The 17,038-nt window shown below is 71.8% G+C and carries 16 protein-coding genes; 13 read left to right on the plus strand and 3 right to left on the minus strand.

The genetic code is table 11. The features are described 5' to 3' along the window. Positions 1 to 9 precede the first annotated feature (9 nt). From C2865_RS10410 to C2865_RS10465, 12 genes are all read left to right on the plus strand, one after another. Complete coding sequence (locus C2865_RS10410) at positions 10 to 249, plus strand: YlxR family protein (RefSeq protein ID WP_106398142.1); 240 nt, start codon at positions 10 to 12, stop codon at positions 247 to 249. Between the two features lie 113 nt (positions 250 to 362). Next, on the plus strand, positions 363 to 3,389 hold the full coding sequence (infB, locus tag C2865_RS10415) for a translation initiation factor IF-2 (protein WP_106398143.1): 3,027 nt from the start codon (positions 363 to 365) through the stop codon (positions 3,387 to 3,389). A gap of 25 nt (positions 3,390 to 3,414) precedes the next feature. Beyond that, entirely contained in the window at positions 3,415 to 3,756 is a 342-nt protein-coding gene (locus C2865_RS10420) for a DUF503 domain-containing protein (RefSeq protein WP_269802705.1), read from the plus strand. Positions 3,757 to 3,758: 2 nt separating this feature from the next. Next, entirely contained in the window at positions 3,759 to 4,220 is a 462-nt protein-coding gene (rbfA, locus tag C2865_RS10425) for a 30S ribosome-binding factor RbfA (RefSeq protein WP_106398145.1), read from the plus strand. Further along, positions 4,217 to 5,092, plus strand: coding sequence for a tRNA pseudouridine(55) synthase TruB (truB, locus tag C2865_RS10430; protein ID WP_232835501.1), 876 nt, complete (start codon positions 4,217 to 4,219; stop codon positions 5,090 to 5,092). The genes rbfA and truB overlap by 4 nt, the downstream gene beginning before the upstream one ends. 89 nt (positions 5,093 to 5,181) lie before the next feature. Beyond that, positions 5,182 to 5,847, plus strand: coding sequence for a PAQR family membrane homeostasis protein TrhA (gene trhA, locus C2865_RS10435; RefSeq protein ID WP_106398147.1), 666 nt, complete (start codon positions 5,182 to 5,184; stop codon positions 5,845 to 5,847). Positions 5,848 to 5,993: 146 nt separating this feature from the next. Beyond that, the gene (locus C2865_RS10440) at positions 5,994 to 6,935 is read left to right on the plus strand and encodes a bifunctional riboflavin kinase/FAD synthetase (RefSeq protein ID WP_106398148.1); all 942 of its coding nucleotides are present in this window, start codon (positions 5,994 to 5,996) and stop codon (positions 6,933 to 6,935) included. Positions 6,936 to 7,103: 168 nt separating this feature from the next. Further along, positions 7,104 to 7,373, plus strand: a complete 270-nt coding sequence (rpsO, locus tag C2865_RS10445) for a 30S ribosomal protein S15 (RefSeq protein WP_106398149.1) — start codon at positions 7,104 to 7,106, stop codon at positions 7,371 to 7,373. 230 nt (positions 7,374 to 7,603) lie between these two features. Further along, complete coding sequence (locus tag C2865_RS10450; RefSeq protein ID WP_106398677.1) at positions 7,604 to 9,925, plus strand: polyribonucleotide nucleotidyltransferase; 2,322 nt, start codon at positions 7,604 to 7,606, stop codon at positions 9,923 to 9,925. Positions 9,926 to 10,025: 100 nt separating this feature from the next. After that, positions 10,026 to 11,366, plus strand: coding sequence for a M16 family metallopeptidase (locus tag C2865_RS10455; RefSeq protein ID WP_106398678.1), 1,341 nt, complete (start codon positions 10,026 to 10,028; stop codon positions 11,364 to 11,366). 156 nt (positions 11,367 to 11,522) lie between these two features. Then, entirely contained in the window at positions 11,523 to 12,263 is a 741-nt protein-coding gene (gene dapB / locus C2865_RS10460) for a 4-hydroxy-tetrahydrodipicolinate reductase (protein ID WP_106398150.1), read from the plus strand. Further along, positions 12,260 to 12,841 (plus strand): transglutaminase-like domain-containing protein, encoded by a 582-nt coding sequence (locus C2865_RS10465; protein ID WP_106398151.1) that lies wholly within the window; start codon positions 12,260 to 12,262, stop codon positions 12,839 to 12,841. Before dapB ends, C2865_RS10465 begins: the two co-directional genes overlap by 4 nt. Positions 12,842 to 12,861: 20 nt before the next feature. Here the strand turns inward: C2865_RS10465 and modA are convergent, their stop codons facing one another. After that, positions 12,862 to 13,587, minus strand: coding sequence for a molybdate ABC transporter substrate-binding protein (gene modA, locus C2865_RS10470; RefSeq protein ID WP_232835502.1), 726 nt, complete (start codon positions 13,585 to 13,587; stop codon positions 12,862 to 12,864). Between the two features lie 76 nt (positions 13,588 to 13,663). Between modA and C2865_RS10475 the strand changes: the two genes are divergently transcribed. Further along, entirely contained in the window at positions 13,664 to 14,323 is a 660-nt protein-coding gene (locus tag C2865_RS10475) for a uracil-DNA glycosylase (protein WP_106398153.1), read from the plus strand. Positions 14,324 to 14,365: 42 nt separating this feature from the next. Here C2865_RS10475 and C2865_RS10480 read toward each other — a convergent pair whose 3' ends face one another. Next, the gene (locus tag C2865_RS10480) at positions 14,366 to 16,054 is read right to left on the minus strand and encodes a ribonuclease J (RefSeq protein ID WP_106398154.1); all 1,689 of its coding nucleotides are present in this window, start codon (positions 16,052 to 16,054) and stop codon (positions 14,366 to 14,368) included. A gap of 19 nt (positions 16,055 to 16,073) precedes the next feature. After that, positions 16,074 to 16,991 (minus strand): 4-hydroxy-tetrahydrodipicolinate synthase, encoded by a 918-nt coding sequence (dapA, locus tag C2865_RS10485; protein ID WP_106398155.1) that lies wholly within the window; start codon positions 16,989 to 16,991, stop codon positions 16,074 to 16,076. Positions 16,992 to 17,038: the final 47 nt, after the last annotated feature.

The raw sequence follows: 17,038 nt of genomic DNA on the forward strand, positions 1-17,038 counted from the left end.
CCGCAGCGCATGTGCGTGGGCTGCCGGGTCCGTGCGGCCCGAGCTGACTTGTTGCGCGTCGTGGCGGTGGAGGGCGCGCTCCTCCCCGATCCCGACAAGCGGCTTCCGGGGCGTGGTGCCTGGTTGCACCACGATCTCGGATGTCTGGAGCAGGCGATTCGCCGTCGGGCCTTCTCCCGGGCCTTGCGCTTGGGAGCTATGCCCGATACTTCTGGTCTGCTGCGGTATCTGCGAGGCAGCATCGAATGAGTAAGAGATCTAGTCGGAAGCAGGTCGAGATTGCTATGAGCGCTCGATGAGCAGTACGCGATGACTGGTTAGCGACGGCCCGGAGACACGCCCCGGGCCAGATTGGGAGTGCAGTGGCCAAGGTCCGGGTGTACGAACTCGCCAAGGAGTTCGGTGTCGAGAGCAAGGTCGTCATGGCCAAGCTCCAGGAGATGGGCGAGTTCGTCCGGTCGGCGTCCTCGACCATCGAGGCGCCCGTAGTACGTCGACTCACCGAAGCGTTCGGTAAGTCTCCCGCAGGGGGCCCCAAGGGCGGCCCCCGTCCCGCAGCGCCGCGTCCCGGCCCCCGGCCGGGCCCCGCGGCCCCGAAGCCGGGCCCCGCTCAGGCGGCGGCCCCCAGGCCGGGCCCGCGGCCCGGTCCCGCGGCGCCCAAGCCGGGCCCGCGTCCGCCGGTGCCCGAGGTCCCCGCCGCGGCGGCTCCGCAGGCGCCCCAGGCGCCGCGGCCCCCGCAGGCCCCGCCGGCCCCGCCGGCCGCCCCGCGCCCGCCGGTTCCCCCGGCGCCGCAGCAGGCTCCGCCGACTCCCGGCGCCGGCTCCGGCCCCCGGCCGGGTCCGCGGCCGACCCCGGGTCCCAAGCCCGGTCCGCGTCCGGCCCAGGGCCAGGGCCAGGGCCAGCGTTCCGGTGGCGGCGGTCGTCCGGGCGGTCCGCGTCCGGGCAACAACCCCTTCAGCTCCACCAACACCGGCATGGGCGCGCCCAAGCCCGGCCCGCGTCCCGGCCCTCGTCCGGGACCCGGCGCGCAGGGCGGCGGCGGCGAGCGTCCGGGCGGTCCGCGCCCCTCGGCGCCGCGTCCGGCCGGAGCCCGTCCGGGCCCCGGCGGCGGTGACCGTCCCGGCGGTCCGCGTCCGGCCTCGCCCGGCGGCATGCCGCCGCGTCCCGGCGGCCCGCGTCCCAGCCCGATGAACATGCCCTCCCGTCCCCCGCAGGGCACCGGCCGTCCCGGCGGTCCCGGCGGCGGTGGCGGCGGCCCGCGTCCCGGTGGCGGTGGCGGCGGCGGCCGTCCCGGCGGCGGCGGCGGTGGCGGCGGCTTCGCCCGTCCCGGCGGCGGCGGTGGCCGTCCCGGCGGCGGTGGCGGCTTCGCCCGTCCCGGCGGCGGTGGCCCCGGTGGCGGCGGTGGCGGTCGTCCCGGCGGCTTCGCCGGCCGTCCGGGTCCCGGCGGCCGTGGCCGCGGTGGCACGGCGGGCGCCTTCGGGCGTCCCGGCGGGCGTCCGGCCCGCGGCCGCAAGTCCAAGAAGCAGCGGCGTCAAGAGTTCGACAACATGCAGGCGCCGGCGATCGGCGGCGTCAACGCCCCGCGCGGCAACGGCAAGGTCATCCGGCTCGCCCAGGGCGCGTCGCTGACCGACTTCGCCGAGAAGATCGGCGCCAACCCGGCGTCGCTCGTGGCGATCATGATGCACCTCGGCGAGATGGTGACCGCCACCCAGTCGGTCACCGAGGAGTCGCTGCAGCTGCTCGGCGCGGAGCTGGACTTCAACGTCCAGGTCGTCAGCCCCGAGGACGAGGACCGCGAGCTGCTGGAGTCCTTCGACCTGGAGTTCGGCGAGGACGAGGGCGGCGAGGACCTGCTGGTCGCGCGGCCCCCGGTCGTCACCGTCATGGGTCACGTCGACCACGGTAAGACCAAGCTGCTGGACGCCATCCGCAACGCCAACGTGGTCGCGGGCGAGGCCGGCGGCATCACCCAGCACATCGGCGCCTACCAGGTGACGACGGAGGTCGACGGCGCGGAGCGCAAGATCACCTTCATCGACACCCCCGGTCACGAGGCCTTCTCGGCCATGCGTGCCCGCGGTGCCGACACCACCGACCTGGTGGTGCTGGTCGTGGCCGCCGACGACGGCGTCAAGCCGCAGACCACCGAGGCGATCGACCACGCGACGGCGGCCGGCGTGCCGATCGTCGTGGCGGTCAACAAGATCGACAAGGAGGGTGCGGACCCGACCAAGGTGCGCGCCCAGCTCACCGAGTACGGGCTGGTGGCCGAGGAGTTCGGCGGCCAGACCATGTTCGTCGACGTCTCGGCCAAGCAGGGCCTGAACATCGACGGGCTGCTCGAGGCGATCGTGCTGTCCGCCGACGCCGAGCTCGACCTGCGGGCCAACCCCGACCAGGACGCCCAGGGCGTCGCGATCGAGGCGCACCTGGACAAGGGCCGCGGTCCCGTGGCCACGGTCCTGGTGCAGCGCGGCACGCTGCGGGTCGGCGACTCCATCGTCGCCGGCGGCGCGCACGGCCGCGTGCGGGCCATGCTCGACGAGAACGGCGAGAACGTGCAGGAGGCCGCGCCCTCCCGCCCGGTCCTCGTGCTCGGCCTGACCGCGGTGCCCGGCGCCGGCGACAGCTTCCTGGTCGTCGAGGACGACCGGATGGCGCGCCAGATCGCCGACAAGCGGGCGGCGCGCAAGCGCAACGCCGAGCTGCTCAAGAGCCGTCCCAAGCACTCCCTGGAGGACCTCTTCAAGGAGCTGGAGAAGGGCGAGCGCCAGGAGCTGCTGCTCATCCTCAAGGGCGACGTCTCCGGTTCGGTGGAGGCCCTGGAGGACTCGCTGCTCAAGATCGACGTGGGCGACGAGGTCAACCTGCGGATCATCCGCCGCGGCGTCGGCGCGATCACGCAGAACGACGTCAACCTCGCGGTGGCGTCCGAGGGCGCGGTCATCATCGGCTTCAACGTCCGTCCCGAGCGCAACGCGCAGGAGATGGCGGACCGCGAGGGCGTGGACATCCGCTACTACTCGGTCATCTACCAGGCGATCGAAGAGGTCGAGGCGGCCCTCAAGGGCATGCTCAAGCCCGAGTTCGAAGAGGCGCAGCTGGGCACCGCCCAGGTCCGCGCGGTCTTCAAGGTGCCGAAGATCGGCAACATCGCCGGTTGCATGGTCCAGTCCGGCACGGTCAACCGCAACAGCAAGGCGCGGCTGGTCCGGCAGGGCGTGGTGGTCGCCGACAACCTCACCGTCTCCTCGCTCCGCCGGGAGAAGGACGACGTCACCGAGGTCCGCGAGGGCTTCGAGTGCGGTATCGGCATCGGTTACCAGGACGTGAAGCTGGACGACATCATCGAGACCTTCGAGATGCGCGAGAAGCCGCGCGCCTAGAAGGCAGGCCAAGGGGCGCTCCGGAATGCGATTCCGGGGCGCCCCTGTTTTGAGTACAGGGAGGTGGCCCTTGTTCGTGGGAGCGTTGACCCTTGACCTGATGCTGGGTGACGTGCATTCCCTGAAGGAGAAGCGGGGGGTCGTGCGGCCCATCATCGCGGAGGTGCTCAGACGCTTCCCCGCGGTCGCGGTCGCCGAGACGGGCGGCCACGACCTCTACCGCAGGGCGGAGATCGGCGTCGCCGTGGTCTCCGCGTCCGCGGGAAACTGCCAGGAGGTCCTGGAGAAGTGCGAGCGGCTGGTGGCCGGTCGCCCGGAGATCGAACTGCTGTCGGCACGGCAGCGGATCTATGACGACGAGGAGTAGCCATGGTGGATGCGGCGCGGGCGCGCAAGCTCGCCGACCGGATTCAGCAGATCGTGGCGGAGATGCTGGAGCGGCGGATCAAGGATCCCCGGCTGGGGTTCGTGACGATCACGGACGCCAAGATCACCAACGATCTTCGGGACGCCACCGTGTTCTACACGGTGTACGGCACGGACGAGGAGAGGGCGGGGACCGCCGCGGCGCTGGAGAGCGCCAAGGGCGTCATCCGCTCGGAGGTCGGCCGCAAGACCGGCGTCCGGCACACCCCGTCCCTGGTCTTCGAGCTGGACGGCGTCATGGAGAACGCCCACCACATCGAGGAGCTGCTGGCCAAGGCCAAGGAGCAGGACGCCGAGGTGGCGGCCAAGGCGGTGGGCGCCCGGCACGCCGGTGACGCCAATCCCTACAAGGCCGAGAGCGACGAGGACGAAGAGGACGAAGAGAGCGACGAGGACGAGTCGTGAGTCCGGTGTCCGGTCTGGTGATCGTCGACAAGCCCGCCGGGTGGACGTCCCACGACGTCGTGGCCCGGATGCGCCGCCTGGCGGGCACCCGCAGGGTCGGCCACGCCGGCACCCTCGACCCGATGGCCACCGGGGTGCTGGTGGTCGGGGTGGAGAAGGCGACGCGGCTGCTGGGGCATCTGGCGCTGACCACCAAGGTCTACGACGGCGTGATCCGGCTGGGCGAGACCACCAGCACCGACGACGCCGAGGGGGAGCCCACCGGGGCGACCCCGGCCGGGCACCTGGCGGACGAGCGGGTCGCCGCGGCGGTCGAGGCGTTCACCGGTGAGATCATGCAGGTCCCGCCCCAGGTCAGCGCGATCAAGGTGAACGGGGAGCGTGCCTACAAGCGGGCGCGCCAGGGCGAGGAGGTCGCCCTGAAGGCCAGGCCGGTGACCGTCCACGGCTTCGACGTGCGGGGGGTGCGCCGGTCCGGTGGGGTCGTCGACGTGGACGTCTCGGTGACGTGCTCGTCGGGCACCTACATCCGCTCGCTCGCCCGCGACCTGGGCGAGGCGCTGGGCGTGGGCGGCCACCTGACCGCGCTGCGCCGCACCGCGGTGGGCCCCTACGGGCTGGCGCAGGCGCGCACCCTGGAGCAGCTGGCCGAGGAGTGCACGATCCTGCCCATGGCCGAGGCGGTGTCCGCGGCCTTCCCGCGCCGCGACGTCACCGAGGAGGAGGCGCGTCTGGTGGCCCACGGCGGCCGGTTGCGCGCCCTGGGCATCGGCGGCGGCCCGATCGGGGTGTTCGGCCCGGACGGCACGCTGCTCTCGCTGGTGGAGGAGCAGAAGGGGCAGGCGAGGCCGCTCGCGGTGTTCGTCCCCTGAAGGGGGATCGGGGGTGAATATCATCACGTTCCGGCAGCAACCTACGATACCGTAACCTACGGATACGTAGGTCTTGGTGTGGAGGAAGTATGGTCTCGACGCTGGAACGTGTCATCGAAACGCCCCTGAAGCCGCGCCTGCGCGGTTGGCTGCACCTGGGTGCCTTCCCCGCCGCGCTGATCGGCGGGCTGGTCCTGGTGACCTTCGGGCCGACCCTGCAGGCGCGGGCCGGCGCGGCGGTGTACGCCGTCACCTCGGGGCTGCTGTTCGGGATCTCGGCGACCTACCACCGCAACCAGTTCGGGCCCAAGGGCACCGCGGCGATGCGGCGGTTCGACCACGCGAACATCTTCCTGATCATCGCCGGCACGTACACGCCGTTCGCGCTGCTGGCGCTGGAGGGCGCCGCCCGGACCGTCATCCTCACCGCAGTCTGGGCGGGCGCCCTGGCCGGCGTGGTCTTCAAGACCTGCTGGCTGTCCTCGCCCCGCTGGCTGTCGACCGCCTGCTACATCGGCCTGGGCTGGATGGCGGTGCTGGCGCTGCCCCAGTTCTTCACCGGGGCCGGAGTGCTCGCCACCTCCCTGATCATCGCGGGCGGGGCGCTCTACAGCGCGGGCGGCGTGGTCTACGCCATGAAGCGGCCCGACCCCTCGCCCCGGTGGTTCGGTTTCCACGAGGTGTTCCACGCGTTCACGCTGGCGGCCTACGTGTGCCAGTACATCGCGGTCTCGCTGGTGGTCTACCGCGCCTGAGGGGCGCGGCCCGCTGTGCCTCCTGCTGTTACCGACCAGTAGAGTCAGTGCAACGGGGGGTGCGGCGTGCGCGCTCCCTTCCCGGGCATGGCAGTCTTGTGCAGAACGGGACGATGGACGGGCCCACGGAGTTAGGGAGCGGGCAGGTGCGGCGTTGGTACGGCCTTGATGAGGTGCCCCGGGACTGGGGCAGGTCGGTCGTCACCATCGGGGTGTTCGACGGGGTGCACCGCGGCCACCAGAGGGTCATCGGCCGGGCCGCCGAGCTCGCCGCCGAACTGGGACTCCCCTGCGTGGTGATCACTTTCGACCCGCACCCGGACGAGGTGGTGCGGCCGGGCAGCCACCCGCCGCTGCTGTCGTCGGGCGCGCGCCGGCCCGAACTGCTGGCCGAGGTGGGCGCGGACGCCATCATGGTGCTGCCCTTCACCCTGGAGCTGTCCCGGATGGGCCCGGACGAGTTCGTCCAGTCCGTCCTGGTGGACCGGCTGCACGCCGCCCGGGTGATCGTGGGGGAGGACTTCCGCTTCGGCCACCGCGCCAAGGGCGACGTCGCCCTCCTGCGCGAGCTGGGCGAGAAGTACGACTTCACCGCCGAGGGCGTGCCGCTGGTGGCCGACGGCGACACGATCTCCTCCACCGCGATCCGGGCCAGGCTGGCCGAGGGCGCGGTCGAGGAGGCCGCGCGCCTGCTGGGCCGCCCGCACCGGGTCGAGGGCGTCGTGGTGCGCGGGCACCAGCGCGGCAGGGCGCTGGGCTTCCCCACCGCCAACGTGGAGTCGCTGCCGGGCACGGCCATCCCCGCCGACGGCGTCTACGCGGGCCACCTGGTCTGCGACTCCGAGCGCTACCCCGGCTCCCGCTGGCCCGCCGCGATCTCCGTGGGCACCAACCCCACCTTCGAGGGCGTCACCCGCACGGTCGAGGCCTACGCGCTGGGCCGGGACGACCTCGACCTGTACGGCGAGCACGTCGCCGTCGACTTCGTCGGCAGGATCCGGGGCATGGTCAAGTTCGACTCCATCGACGACCTCATCGCCGAGATGCGGCGCGATGTGGAGCGCGCGCACGAGATGACGCGGGTCTAGAATCGCCGTGATACGGTAAGTAGTCATCGGGATTTTCGTCCCGGTGCGCTGCCCGCTGCTCCCTCATGGTGGCGGGCATGTGCCGGGGTCCGCAGGGATCCGGCACGTTTCACAGAACGCACTCTGCGGCTGCGGCTGCGGGTGTCGAGCATAAATCGAAGGAGTCACGTGTCCCTGGACACCGCCGTCAAGAACCAGATCATCGCCGAGTATGCGACCACTGAGGGTGACACCGGATCCCCGGAAGTCCAGGTCGCGCTGCTGACCCGGCGGATCAACGATCTGACCGAGCACCTCAAGTCGCACAAGCACGACCACCACAGCCGCCGCGGCCTGCTCCTGCTGGTCGGCCGCCGCCGCCGGCTGCTGAAGTACCTGCAGAACAAGGACATCAGCCGCTACCGCCGGCTGATCGAGCGCCTCGGTCTGCGCCGCTAGCCGATGCACGGGGGAGTGATCCATGCCGAGGATCACTCCCCTCGCCGCATCACGGAAAAAATCAAGCCCGCGAACGCCTCCTCAGGCCTTCGAGGGCCGGTCCTCGGTAGTGGCCACCGGATCACGGCGATCCGCGGGCTTCGATCGAAGACCGGCAGGGATCTCGAGCGAGAGATGCGGGAGCGGGGAACTACGGAACCTGGAGGTTTCCCGTGTCCGATGCCATTCGCATCGACGGAGCGCACAGCTCCGAAGCCGTCATCGACAACGGCCCGTTCGGCGTCCGCAAGGTCCGGTTCGAGACCGGCCGCCTCGCCCGCCAGGCCGCCGGATCGGCCGTGGTCTACCTGGACGACGACACCATGATCCTGTCGGCGACCACCGCGTCCAAGCGGCCCAAGGAGAACCTGGACTTCTTCCCGCTGACGGTCGACGTCGAGGAGCGGATGTACGCCGCGGGCCGCATCCCCGGCTCGTTCTTCCGCCGCGAGGGCCGCCCGTCCGAGGACGCGGTCCTGACCTGCCGGCTCATCGACCGTCCGCTGCGCCCGTCCTTCGTCAAGGGCCTGCGCAACGAGATCCAGGTCGTGGTGACGGTCATGTCGCTGAACCCCGACCACCTGTACGACGTGGCGGCCATCAACGCCGCCTCCATGTCCACCCAGCTCGCGGGCCTGCCGTTCTCCGGCCCGATCGGCGGCGTGCGCGTCGCCCTGATCGACGGCCAGTGGGTGGCCTTCCCCACCCACACCGAGCTGGAGCGCGCGACCTTCGACATGGTCGTGGCGGGTCGCACGCTGCCCGACGGCGATGTCGCGATCATGATGGTGGAGGCCGAGTCCACCACCGGCACGCTCGGCCTGGTGGCCGAGGGCGCCGTCGGCCCGACCGAGGAGAGCGTCGCCCAGGGCCTGGACGCCGCCAAGCCGTTCATCAAGGAGCTGTGCCGCGCCCAGTCCGAGCTGGCCCGCGTCGCGGCCAAGGAGACGGCCGACTACCCGGTCTTCCTGGACTACGAGGACGACGCGCTGGAGGCCGTGACCGCCGCGGCCGCCGAGGAGCTGGCCCAGGCGCTGACCATCGCCGGCAAGCAGGAGCGCGAGGAGCGCCTCTCCCAGATCCAGACCGAGACCGCCGACAAGCTCGCCGAGCGGTTCGAGGGCCGGGAGAAGGAGATCCCCGCGGCCCTGCGCGCGCTCACCAAGAAGCTCATCCGCGAGCGGATCACCCGCGACGGGGTGCGCATCGACGGCCGCGGCGTCAAGGACATCCGCCAGCTGTCGGCCGAGGCCCACGTGGTCCCGCGCGTGCACGGCTCGGCGCTGTTCGAGCGCGGCGAGACCCAGATCCTGGGCATCACCACGCTGAACATGCTCCGCATGGAGCAGACGATCGACACGCTCAACCCCGAGCGCACCAAGCGCTACATGCACAACTACAACTTCCCGCCCTACTCGGTCGGTGAGACCGGCCGGGTCGGCTCGCCCAAGCGCCGCGAGATCGGCCACGGCGCGCTGGCCGAGCGGGCGCTGCTGCCGGTGCTGCCCACCCGCGAGGAGTTCCCCTACGCCATCCGCCAGGTGTCGGAGGCGCTGGGCTCCAACGGCTCGACCTCGATGGGCTCGGTCTGCGCGTCCACGATGTCGCTGCTGGACGCGGGCGTGCCGCTGAAGGCGCCGGTCGCGGGCATCGCGATGGGCCTCATCCACGAGGGCGGCGAGTACGTCACCCTCACCGACATCCTCGGCGCCGAGGACGCGTTCGGCGACATGGACTTCAAGGTCGCCGGCACCAAGGAGCTCATCACCGCGCTCCAGCTCGACACCAAGCTCGACGGCATCCCCGCCGAGGTGCTGGCCGCCGCGCTGCGCCAGGCCCGCGGGGCCCGGCTGGCGATCCTGGACGTCATGCAGGACGCCATCGAGGGCGCCGGCGAGATGAGCGAGTACGCGCCGCGGATCATCACCATCAAGGTCCCGGTCGACAAGATCGGCGAGGTCATCGGCCCGAAGGGCAAGATGATCAACTCGATCCAGGCGGACACCGGTGCCGAGATCACGATCGAGGACGACGGCACGATCTACGTCGGCGCCACCAACGGCCCCTCCGCCGAGGCCGCGCGCCAGGCGATCAACTCGATCGCCAACCCGCACATGCCGGAGATCGGCGAGCGCTACCTGGGCACCGTGGTCAAGACCACGACCTTCGGCGCGTTCGTCTCCCTCATGCCGGGCAAGGACGGCCTGCTGCACGTCTCGCAGCTGCGCAAGCTCCACGGCGGGGTGCGGATCGAGAACGTCGAGGACTTCATCAAGGTCGGCGAGAAGATCCAGGTCGAGGTGACCGAGATCGACCAGCGCGGCAAGCTCTCGCTGGTGCCGGTCGAGGTCATCGAGAAGGAGGCCGCCGCCGGCGCCGAGGGCGGCGACGGCGAGGCCCCCGCGGGCGAGGGCGCGCAGGGCGACGACTCGCGCGCCGACCGGCCGCGCCGCACCCGGACCCGGCGCCCGGCCGCCGACCGCGGGGACCGCGGCGGGGACCGCAACTCCTGAGCGTCCGGCCGGCCGGACGCGCCCCGCGAGGGCGCGTCCGGCCGGCCGTCACCTCAGCACGCCGACCGCGACGAGACGTGAAGAGAGAGATCCAGTGACCATGTCGGGAGCGCCCGCGATCGCCGCGGCGGAGCAGGAACCGGGGAGCACCGTGGTGCTCCATCCGGGGATCGACGGAGCGGGGACCGTACGGCGCACCGTGCTGCCGGGCGGGTTGCGGGTGGTCACCGAGACCATGCCGACGGTGCGCTCGGTCGCCTTCGGGATCTGGGCCGGGATCGGCTCGCGGGACGAGGACCTGGCCGACGCGGGCGCCACCCACTACCTGGAGCACCTGCTGTTCAAGGGCACGCCCCGGCGCAGCGCCCTGGACATCTCGGCGGCGATGGACGCCGTGGGCGGCGACCTCAACGCCTTCACGGCCAAGGAGTACACCTGCTACTACGCGCGGGTGCTCGACGCCGACCTGCCGCTGGCGGTGGACGTCGTCTCCGACATGGTCACCTCCTCGCTGATCGAGGAGGCCGACGTGGAGGCCGAGCGCGGGGTCATCCTGGAGGAGATCTCGATGCGGGACGACGACCCGTCCGATCTCATCCACGACGAGTTCGCGATCGCGATGTACGGGGACGCGCCGCTGGGCCGCCCGATCCTGGGCACCGTCGACACCATCAACGCGCTGCGCCGCGACGGCATCGCCCGCTACTACCACGCGCACTACCGCCCGCCGAACCTGGTGGTGGCGGTGGCGGGCAACGTCGACCACCACCGGGTCGTGGAGCTGGTGGGCCGGGCGTTCGAGGGGCATCTGAGCGGTGCGGAGCGCCCCGCCCGGCCGCGGGTCGGCGGGGAACCCACGCCCGCGCTGGGCGGCGGCGCCCGGGTGATCGCCGACGACACCGAGCAGGCCCACCTGGTGCTGGGCGTGCCGGCGCTGGCCCGCCACGACGACCGCCGGTTCGCGCTGGGCGTGTTCAACGCGGCGTTCGGCGGCGGCATGTCCTCCCGGCTGTTCCAGGAGATCCGGGAGAAGCGCGGCCTGGCCTACTCGGTGTACAGCTACACCTCCCAGCACTGCGACACCGGCTCGTTCGGCCTGTACGCGGGCTGCCAGCCCGCCAAGGTCGACGAGGTGCTCGAGATCTGCCGCCAGGAGTTCGCCAAGGCCGCCGCGCGGGGGCTGAGCGCCGAGGAGCTCGAGCGGGGCAAGGGCCAGCTGCGCGGCTCGACCGTGCTGGGCCTGGAGGACACCGGTTCGCGGATGAGCCGGATCGGCAAGAGCGAGCTGGTGTACGACTCGCTGCTGTCGGTGGACGAGGTGCTGGCCAGGATCGACGCGGTGGGCCTGGACGAGGTCAACGCCCTGGCGCGGGAGCTGCTGGAGCAGCGGCCGACGCTGACGGTCATCGGCCCGTTCGAGGGCCGGGAGTTCACCGTCTGAGCGCGCCGCGGGCGCGCGGGGGAACGTGAAGAGGACCGGGTCGGCGCGTGACCCGGTCCTCTTCGTAGTGTGCCCTGTCCAGGGGGGTTGTGTGAAGAAGTCTCACGTTTTTCTTCCGCGATAGGCTTCTCCGGCGTAGACGTCGGGAGGATTGTTGTGATCAAGGTCGGAGTGCTGGGCGGGCGGGGCCGGATGGGCGCGGAGGTCTGCCGGGCCGTCGAGGACGCCGCGGACATGGAGCTCGTCGCCGTGGTCGACCAGGGCGACCCCCTGGACGCGCTGAAGCAGGCGTCGGTCGTGGTGGACTTCACCCACCCGGGGGTGGTGATGGACAACCTCCGCTTCCTCGTCGGGCACGGGATCCACGCCGTCGTCGGCACGAGCGGCTTCGACCCCGAGCGGGTCGGGCGGGTGCGGGCGCTGCAGCGCGAGACCCCGGGCGCCAAGGTGCTGATCGCGCCCAACTTCGGCGTCGGCGCGGTGCTGATGATGCACTTCGCGCAGAAGGCCGCACCGTTCTTCGAGTCCGTCGAGATCGTCGAGCTGCACCACCCGAACAAGGCGGACGCGCCCAGCGGCACCGCCTACCGGACGGCCGAGCTGATCGCGCAGGCCCGGCGAGAGGCCGGGGTGCCGGCCTCCCCTGACGCCACCGTCAGCGAGCTGGACGGGGCGCGCGGCGCGGCCGTCGAGGACGTGCGGATCCACTCGGTGCGCCTGTCCGGGCTCATCGCCCACCAGGAGGTGCTGCTGGGCGGGCACGGCGAGACCTTCACCATCCGGCACGACTCGATGAACCGCGAGTCCTTCATGCCCGGCGTCCTGCTGGGCGTGCGCAAGGTGGCGGACCTGCCCGAGGACCTGGTGCTCGGTCTCGAACCCCTGCTGGGCCTGTGATCTTCGTAGGGGAGCCCTGGGACTTCCTGGGAGCCTCCGAGGCCGTCGACTTCGACCACCCGGCGATCCAGGAGCTCAGCTCCCGCTTCCCCGACGGTGACCTCGCCTACGCGCAGGCGGCGTTCGACTTCGTCCGCGACGAGATCACCCACTCGACGGACGCGAACGACCCGCGCACGCCGTGGCGGGCCTCGGAGGTCCTGGAGCAGGGCACCGGCCTGTGCTACGCCAAGAGCATCCTGTACGTGGCGCTGCTGCGCCTGGCGGGCGTCCGGGCGGGGTTGTGCTACCAGAGGCTGACGGACGGGCAGGGCGGGTTCGTCCTGCACGGGCTGGTCGCCGTCGAGGTGGGCGAGGACCGCTGGGTCCGGCTCGACCCGCGCGGCGACAGGCCGGGCCTGCGCACCTGGTTCTCCGCGGAGGAGGACGTCCTGGCCTACCACGCCGATCCGGAGCAGGGCGAGATCGACTACCCGGAGGTCTACGCGCAGCCCCCCGAGAAGATCCTGAGGGCGCTGCGGGAGGCCGAGGACTGCCAGACCCTGTGCGCGGGCGGGCTGCCCTCCGAGCTGCCCTGAGGGCCGTCCGGGCCGCGGGCTCAGGGCGACTGGAAGCCGTACTTGTTGAACAGGCTGGTGGCCTCGGCGGAGGCCAGCCAGTCCACGAACGCCGTGGCGTCCTCCAGGCGGGGCGACTCGCTGACGGCGGCGGCCGGGTACACGACGCCGACGTTCTGCGCGGCGGGGATGGCCACGCTGCTGGCGGCCGCCCCCGCCGACTTCATGTCGGTGATGTAGACCAGCCCGGCGTCGGCCTGGCCGCTGCGCACCAGGCCCAGCACGGCGCGGGCGCTGCCCTCCTCCGACCGGGGCTTGACGCTCACCCCCGCCCGGCTCAGCACCTCCTGGGAGTAGCGGCCCAGCGGTCCGGTGGAGGGGCCGAAGACCACCTTCATCCGCCGGTCGGCCAGCCGGGCCAGGCCCCGCACGCGCAGCGGGTTGCCGGGGGCGACGGCGATGGTCAGGGAGTTGCGCGCCACGGTCCTGGCGGGCTCCAGGTCCTCGTCGGGGGACCGCAGCGAGGCGGTGTCCGCGGTGATGACCACGTCGCCCTCGTCGAGCTCGCCGGTGAGGATCTGGGAGCCGTCCAGCCGCAACCGGAACCGCAGGTGCGGGTGGGACTGCCGGTAGACGGCGGTGAGGTCGGACATGACCTCGGTGAGCGAGGAGTCCGCCAGGACCCGCAGGGTGACCGGCCCGTCGCCGCCGTTCGCGCAGCCGGCCGCGAGGGGGACGATCAGGAGGGCGGCAGCCAGAACACGCATGATCGACACCATAGCCGGGTCAAGCGGCGTCCATGATTCCGCCGGAAGTGTCGGCGCCGGTCGTTAGGGTGGGCGCATGGATTTGACCGAGCAGCTTCCCCCCGACTGGCGCGCCGCCCTGGACCTCGACCCCCTGGCGACGGCGGCGCTCGGCTCCTTCGTGGCCGAGGAGTACGAGAACCAGACGGTCTACCCGCCCCGGGAGGACCTCTTCGCCGCCTTCCACCGCACGCCGTACGCCGACGCGCGGGTGCTCATCCTCGGGCAGGACCCCTACCACGGTCCGGGGCAGGCGCACGGGATGAGCTTCAGCGTCCGGGAGGGCGTCAAGATCCCGCCGTCGCTGCGCAACATCTACAAGGAGCTCGCCGCGGACCTGGGCGTGACGCCCCCCGCGAGCGGCGATCTGAGCCGCTGGGCCGATCAGGGCGTGCTGCTGCTCAACGCGGTGCTGACGGTGCGGGCGGGCGAGGCGGGCTCGCACGCCAAGAAGGGCTGGGAGCAGTTCACCGACGCGGCGATCCGGGCGCTGAACGCCAAGGAGGAGCGCGTCGTCTTCGTGCTGTGGGGCGCCTACGCCCGCAAGAAGGCGGCGCTGGTCACCGCGCCGCAGCACGTGGTCCACGAGTCGGCGCACCCCAGCCCGCTGAGCGCGCGCTCGTTCTTCGGGACCAGGCCGTTCGGCGCCGTCAACAAGGCGCTGGCCGACGCGGGCCTGCCCGAGATCGACTGGTAGAGGCGTCCGCGCGGCGCCCGGCGGGGCCGGGCGCCGCGGGGTTCAGGCCTCGATGACCACCGGGATGATCATCGGCCGTCGGCGGTAGCTGTCGGCCACCCACTTGCCCAGGGTGCGGCGCATGCGCTGGCGCAGCTGGTGCGGGTCGGCGATGCCGTCGGCGGCGGCCTCGGTGAGCGTGGCGTTGATCCGGCCGATGACCTCGTTGAAGTCCTCGTCGCCGATGCCCGCGCCGCGGGCGTGGATCTCCGGCCCGGCCAGGACCTTGCCCGTGGTGGAGTCGACGACCACGACGACCGAGACGAAGCCCTCCTCGCCCAGGATGCGCCGGTCCTTCAGGGAGGCCTCGGTGATCTCCCCGACGCTGGAGCCGTCCACGTAGACGTACCCGGCGGGGACCGAGCCGGCGATCTGGGCGTGCCCGTCGATGAGGTCGACCACCACGCCGTCCTCGGCGATGACGATGTTCTCGTCGGGGACCCCGGTCAGCGACGCCAGCTTGGCGTGCGCCCTCAGATGCCGCCACTCGCCGTGCACCGGCATGAAGTTCGACGGCTTGGTGAGGTTGAGCAGCATGAGCAGCTCACCGGCCGAGGAGTGGCCCGACACGTGCACCAGGGCGTTGCCCTTGTGCACCACCCGGGCGCCCCAGCGGGTCAGCCCGTTGATCACCCGGTACACCGAGTTCTCGTTGCCGGGGATCAGCGAGGAGGCCAGCATCACCGTGTCCCGCTCGGTGATGCGGATCTGGTGGTGGTCGCGGTTGGCCATCCGCGACAGCGCCGACATCGGCTCGCCCTGGGAGCCGGTGCAGACCAGCACCACCCGCTCCGGCGGCAGCTCGTCCAGGGACCTGGGATCGACCAGCAGGCCGTCCGGCACGTCGAGGTAGCCGAGCTCCTTGGCCACGCCCATGTTGCGCACCATCGAGCGGCCCACGAAGGCGACCTTGCGGCCCGCCTTGACGGCGGCGTCCAGCACCTGCTGCACCCGGTGGATGTGCGAGGCGAAGCACGCCACGATGATCCGCTCCTGGGCGTTGCGGAAGACGTCGTCCACCGCGGCGGAGATGTTGCGCTCGCTGGTGACGAACCCCGGCACCTCGGCGTTGGTGGAGTCCGACATCAGCAGGTCGATGCCCTCGGCGCCCAGCCGGGCGAAGCCCGGCAGGTCGGTCAGCCGGCCGTCCAGCGGGAGCTGGTCCATCTTGAAGTCGCCGGTGTGCACCACCAGCCCCGCGGGCGTGCGGATCGCCACGGCCATCGCGTCCGGGATGGAGTGGTTGACCGCGAGGAACTCGCAGTCGAACGGCCCGAACGAGCGCCGCTCGCCGTCGGAGACCATCTGCAGCACCGGTTTGATCCGGTGCTCCGACAGCTTGGCCTCGATCAGCGCCAGCGTCAGCCGGGAACCGGCCAGCGGGATGTCCCCGCGCTCGCGCAGCAGGTACGGGACCGCGCCGATGTGGTCCTCGTGCCCGTGGGTGAGGATGATCGCCTCGACGTCGTCGAGGCGGTCACGGATGTACTCGAAGTCCGGCAGGATGAGGTCGACGCCGGGTTGCTCCTCCTCGGGGAAGAGCACTCCGCAGTCGACGATCAGCAGCCGTCCCTCGTACTCGAACACGGCCATGTTGCGGCCGATCTCGCCGAGCCCGCCCAGCGCGACGATGCGCAGGCCGCCCGAAGGCAGCGCCGGAGGCGGGCCCAGCTCGGGATGCGGGTGGCTCATAGGGCACCCTCGGTACGAATCACTCAGTGGCCTCCACTTTGATACCCCCCGTGATCAAGTCTTCGCGCAGTTGCGCCGCGAACTCCGGCGTTGCGTCCACCAGCGGGGCTCGCACGGTGCCGCCGGGCCGCCCCAGCAGGTTCAGCGCCGCCTTGGTCGCGATGACCCCCTGGGTCCTGGTCATGATCGCGGTGACGACGGGGAGCAGCCGGCGGTGTACGGCCAGCGCTCCGGTGACGTCACCGGACCTATAGAGGTCAATCATCTCATGGAGGTCGGACCCGGCGACGTGCCCCACCACGCTGACGAACCCGGCGGCGCCCTGGGAGAGCCAGGCGAGGTTGAGCACGTCGTCGCCGGAGTAGAACACCAGGCCGGTGGCGGCCATCACCCGGGAGGCGGCGAACAGGTCGCCCTTGGCGTCCTTGACCGCGACGATCCGGGGGTGTTCGGCCAGGCGCAGCAGGGTGTCGGTCTCGATCGGGATGCCCGCGCGGCCGGGGATGTCGTAGAGCATCACGGGCAGGGCGGTGGCGTCGGCGATCGCCGTCATGTGGCGGTAGACGCCCTCCTGCGGAGGCTTGTTGTAGTAGGGGCAGACGGTCAGCAGACCGTGCGCCCCCGCCCGCTCGGCCATCAGGGCCAGCTCGATGCTGTGCCTGGTGTCGTTGCTGCCGGCGCCGAACACGACGGACGCGCGGTCGCCCACGGCCTCGACGACGGCGCGCAGGACGCGCTCCTTCTCACCGTCGGTGGTGGTGGGGGACTCGCCGGTGGTGCCGTTGATCACCAGGCCGTCGTGGCGCTGCTCGTCCACCAGGTGGGCGGCCAGACGCGCCGCTCCGTCGTAGTCGACGGAGCCGTCGGCGAGCATGGGGGTGACCATCGCGGTGAGCAACCGGCCGAACGGCGCGTCGGATGTAGTGCTGGGTGCCATGCACCGAACCGTACCCGTCCATGGGCATTCCACGGGTGCCGGAGGGC

This window comes from Actinocorallia populi (assembly GCF_002995495.1).
Classification (GTDB): domain Bacteria; phylum Actinomycetota; class Actinomycetes; order Streptosporangiales; family Streptosporangiaceae; genus Actinocorallia; species Actinocorallia populi.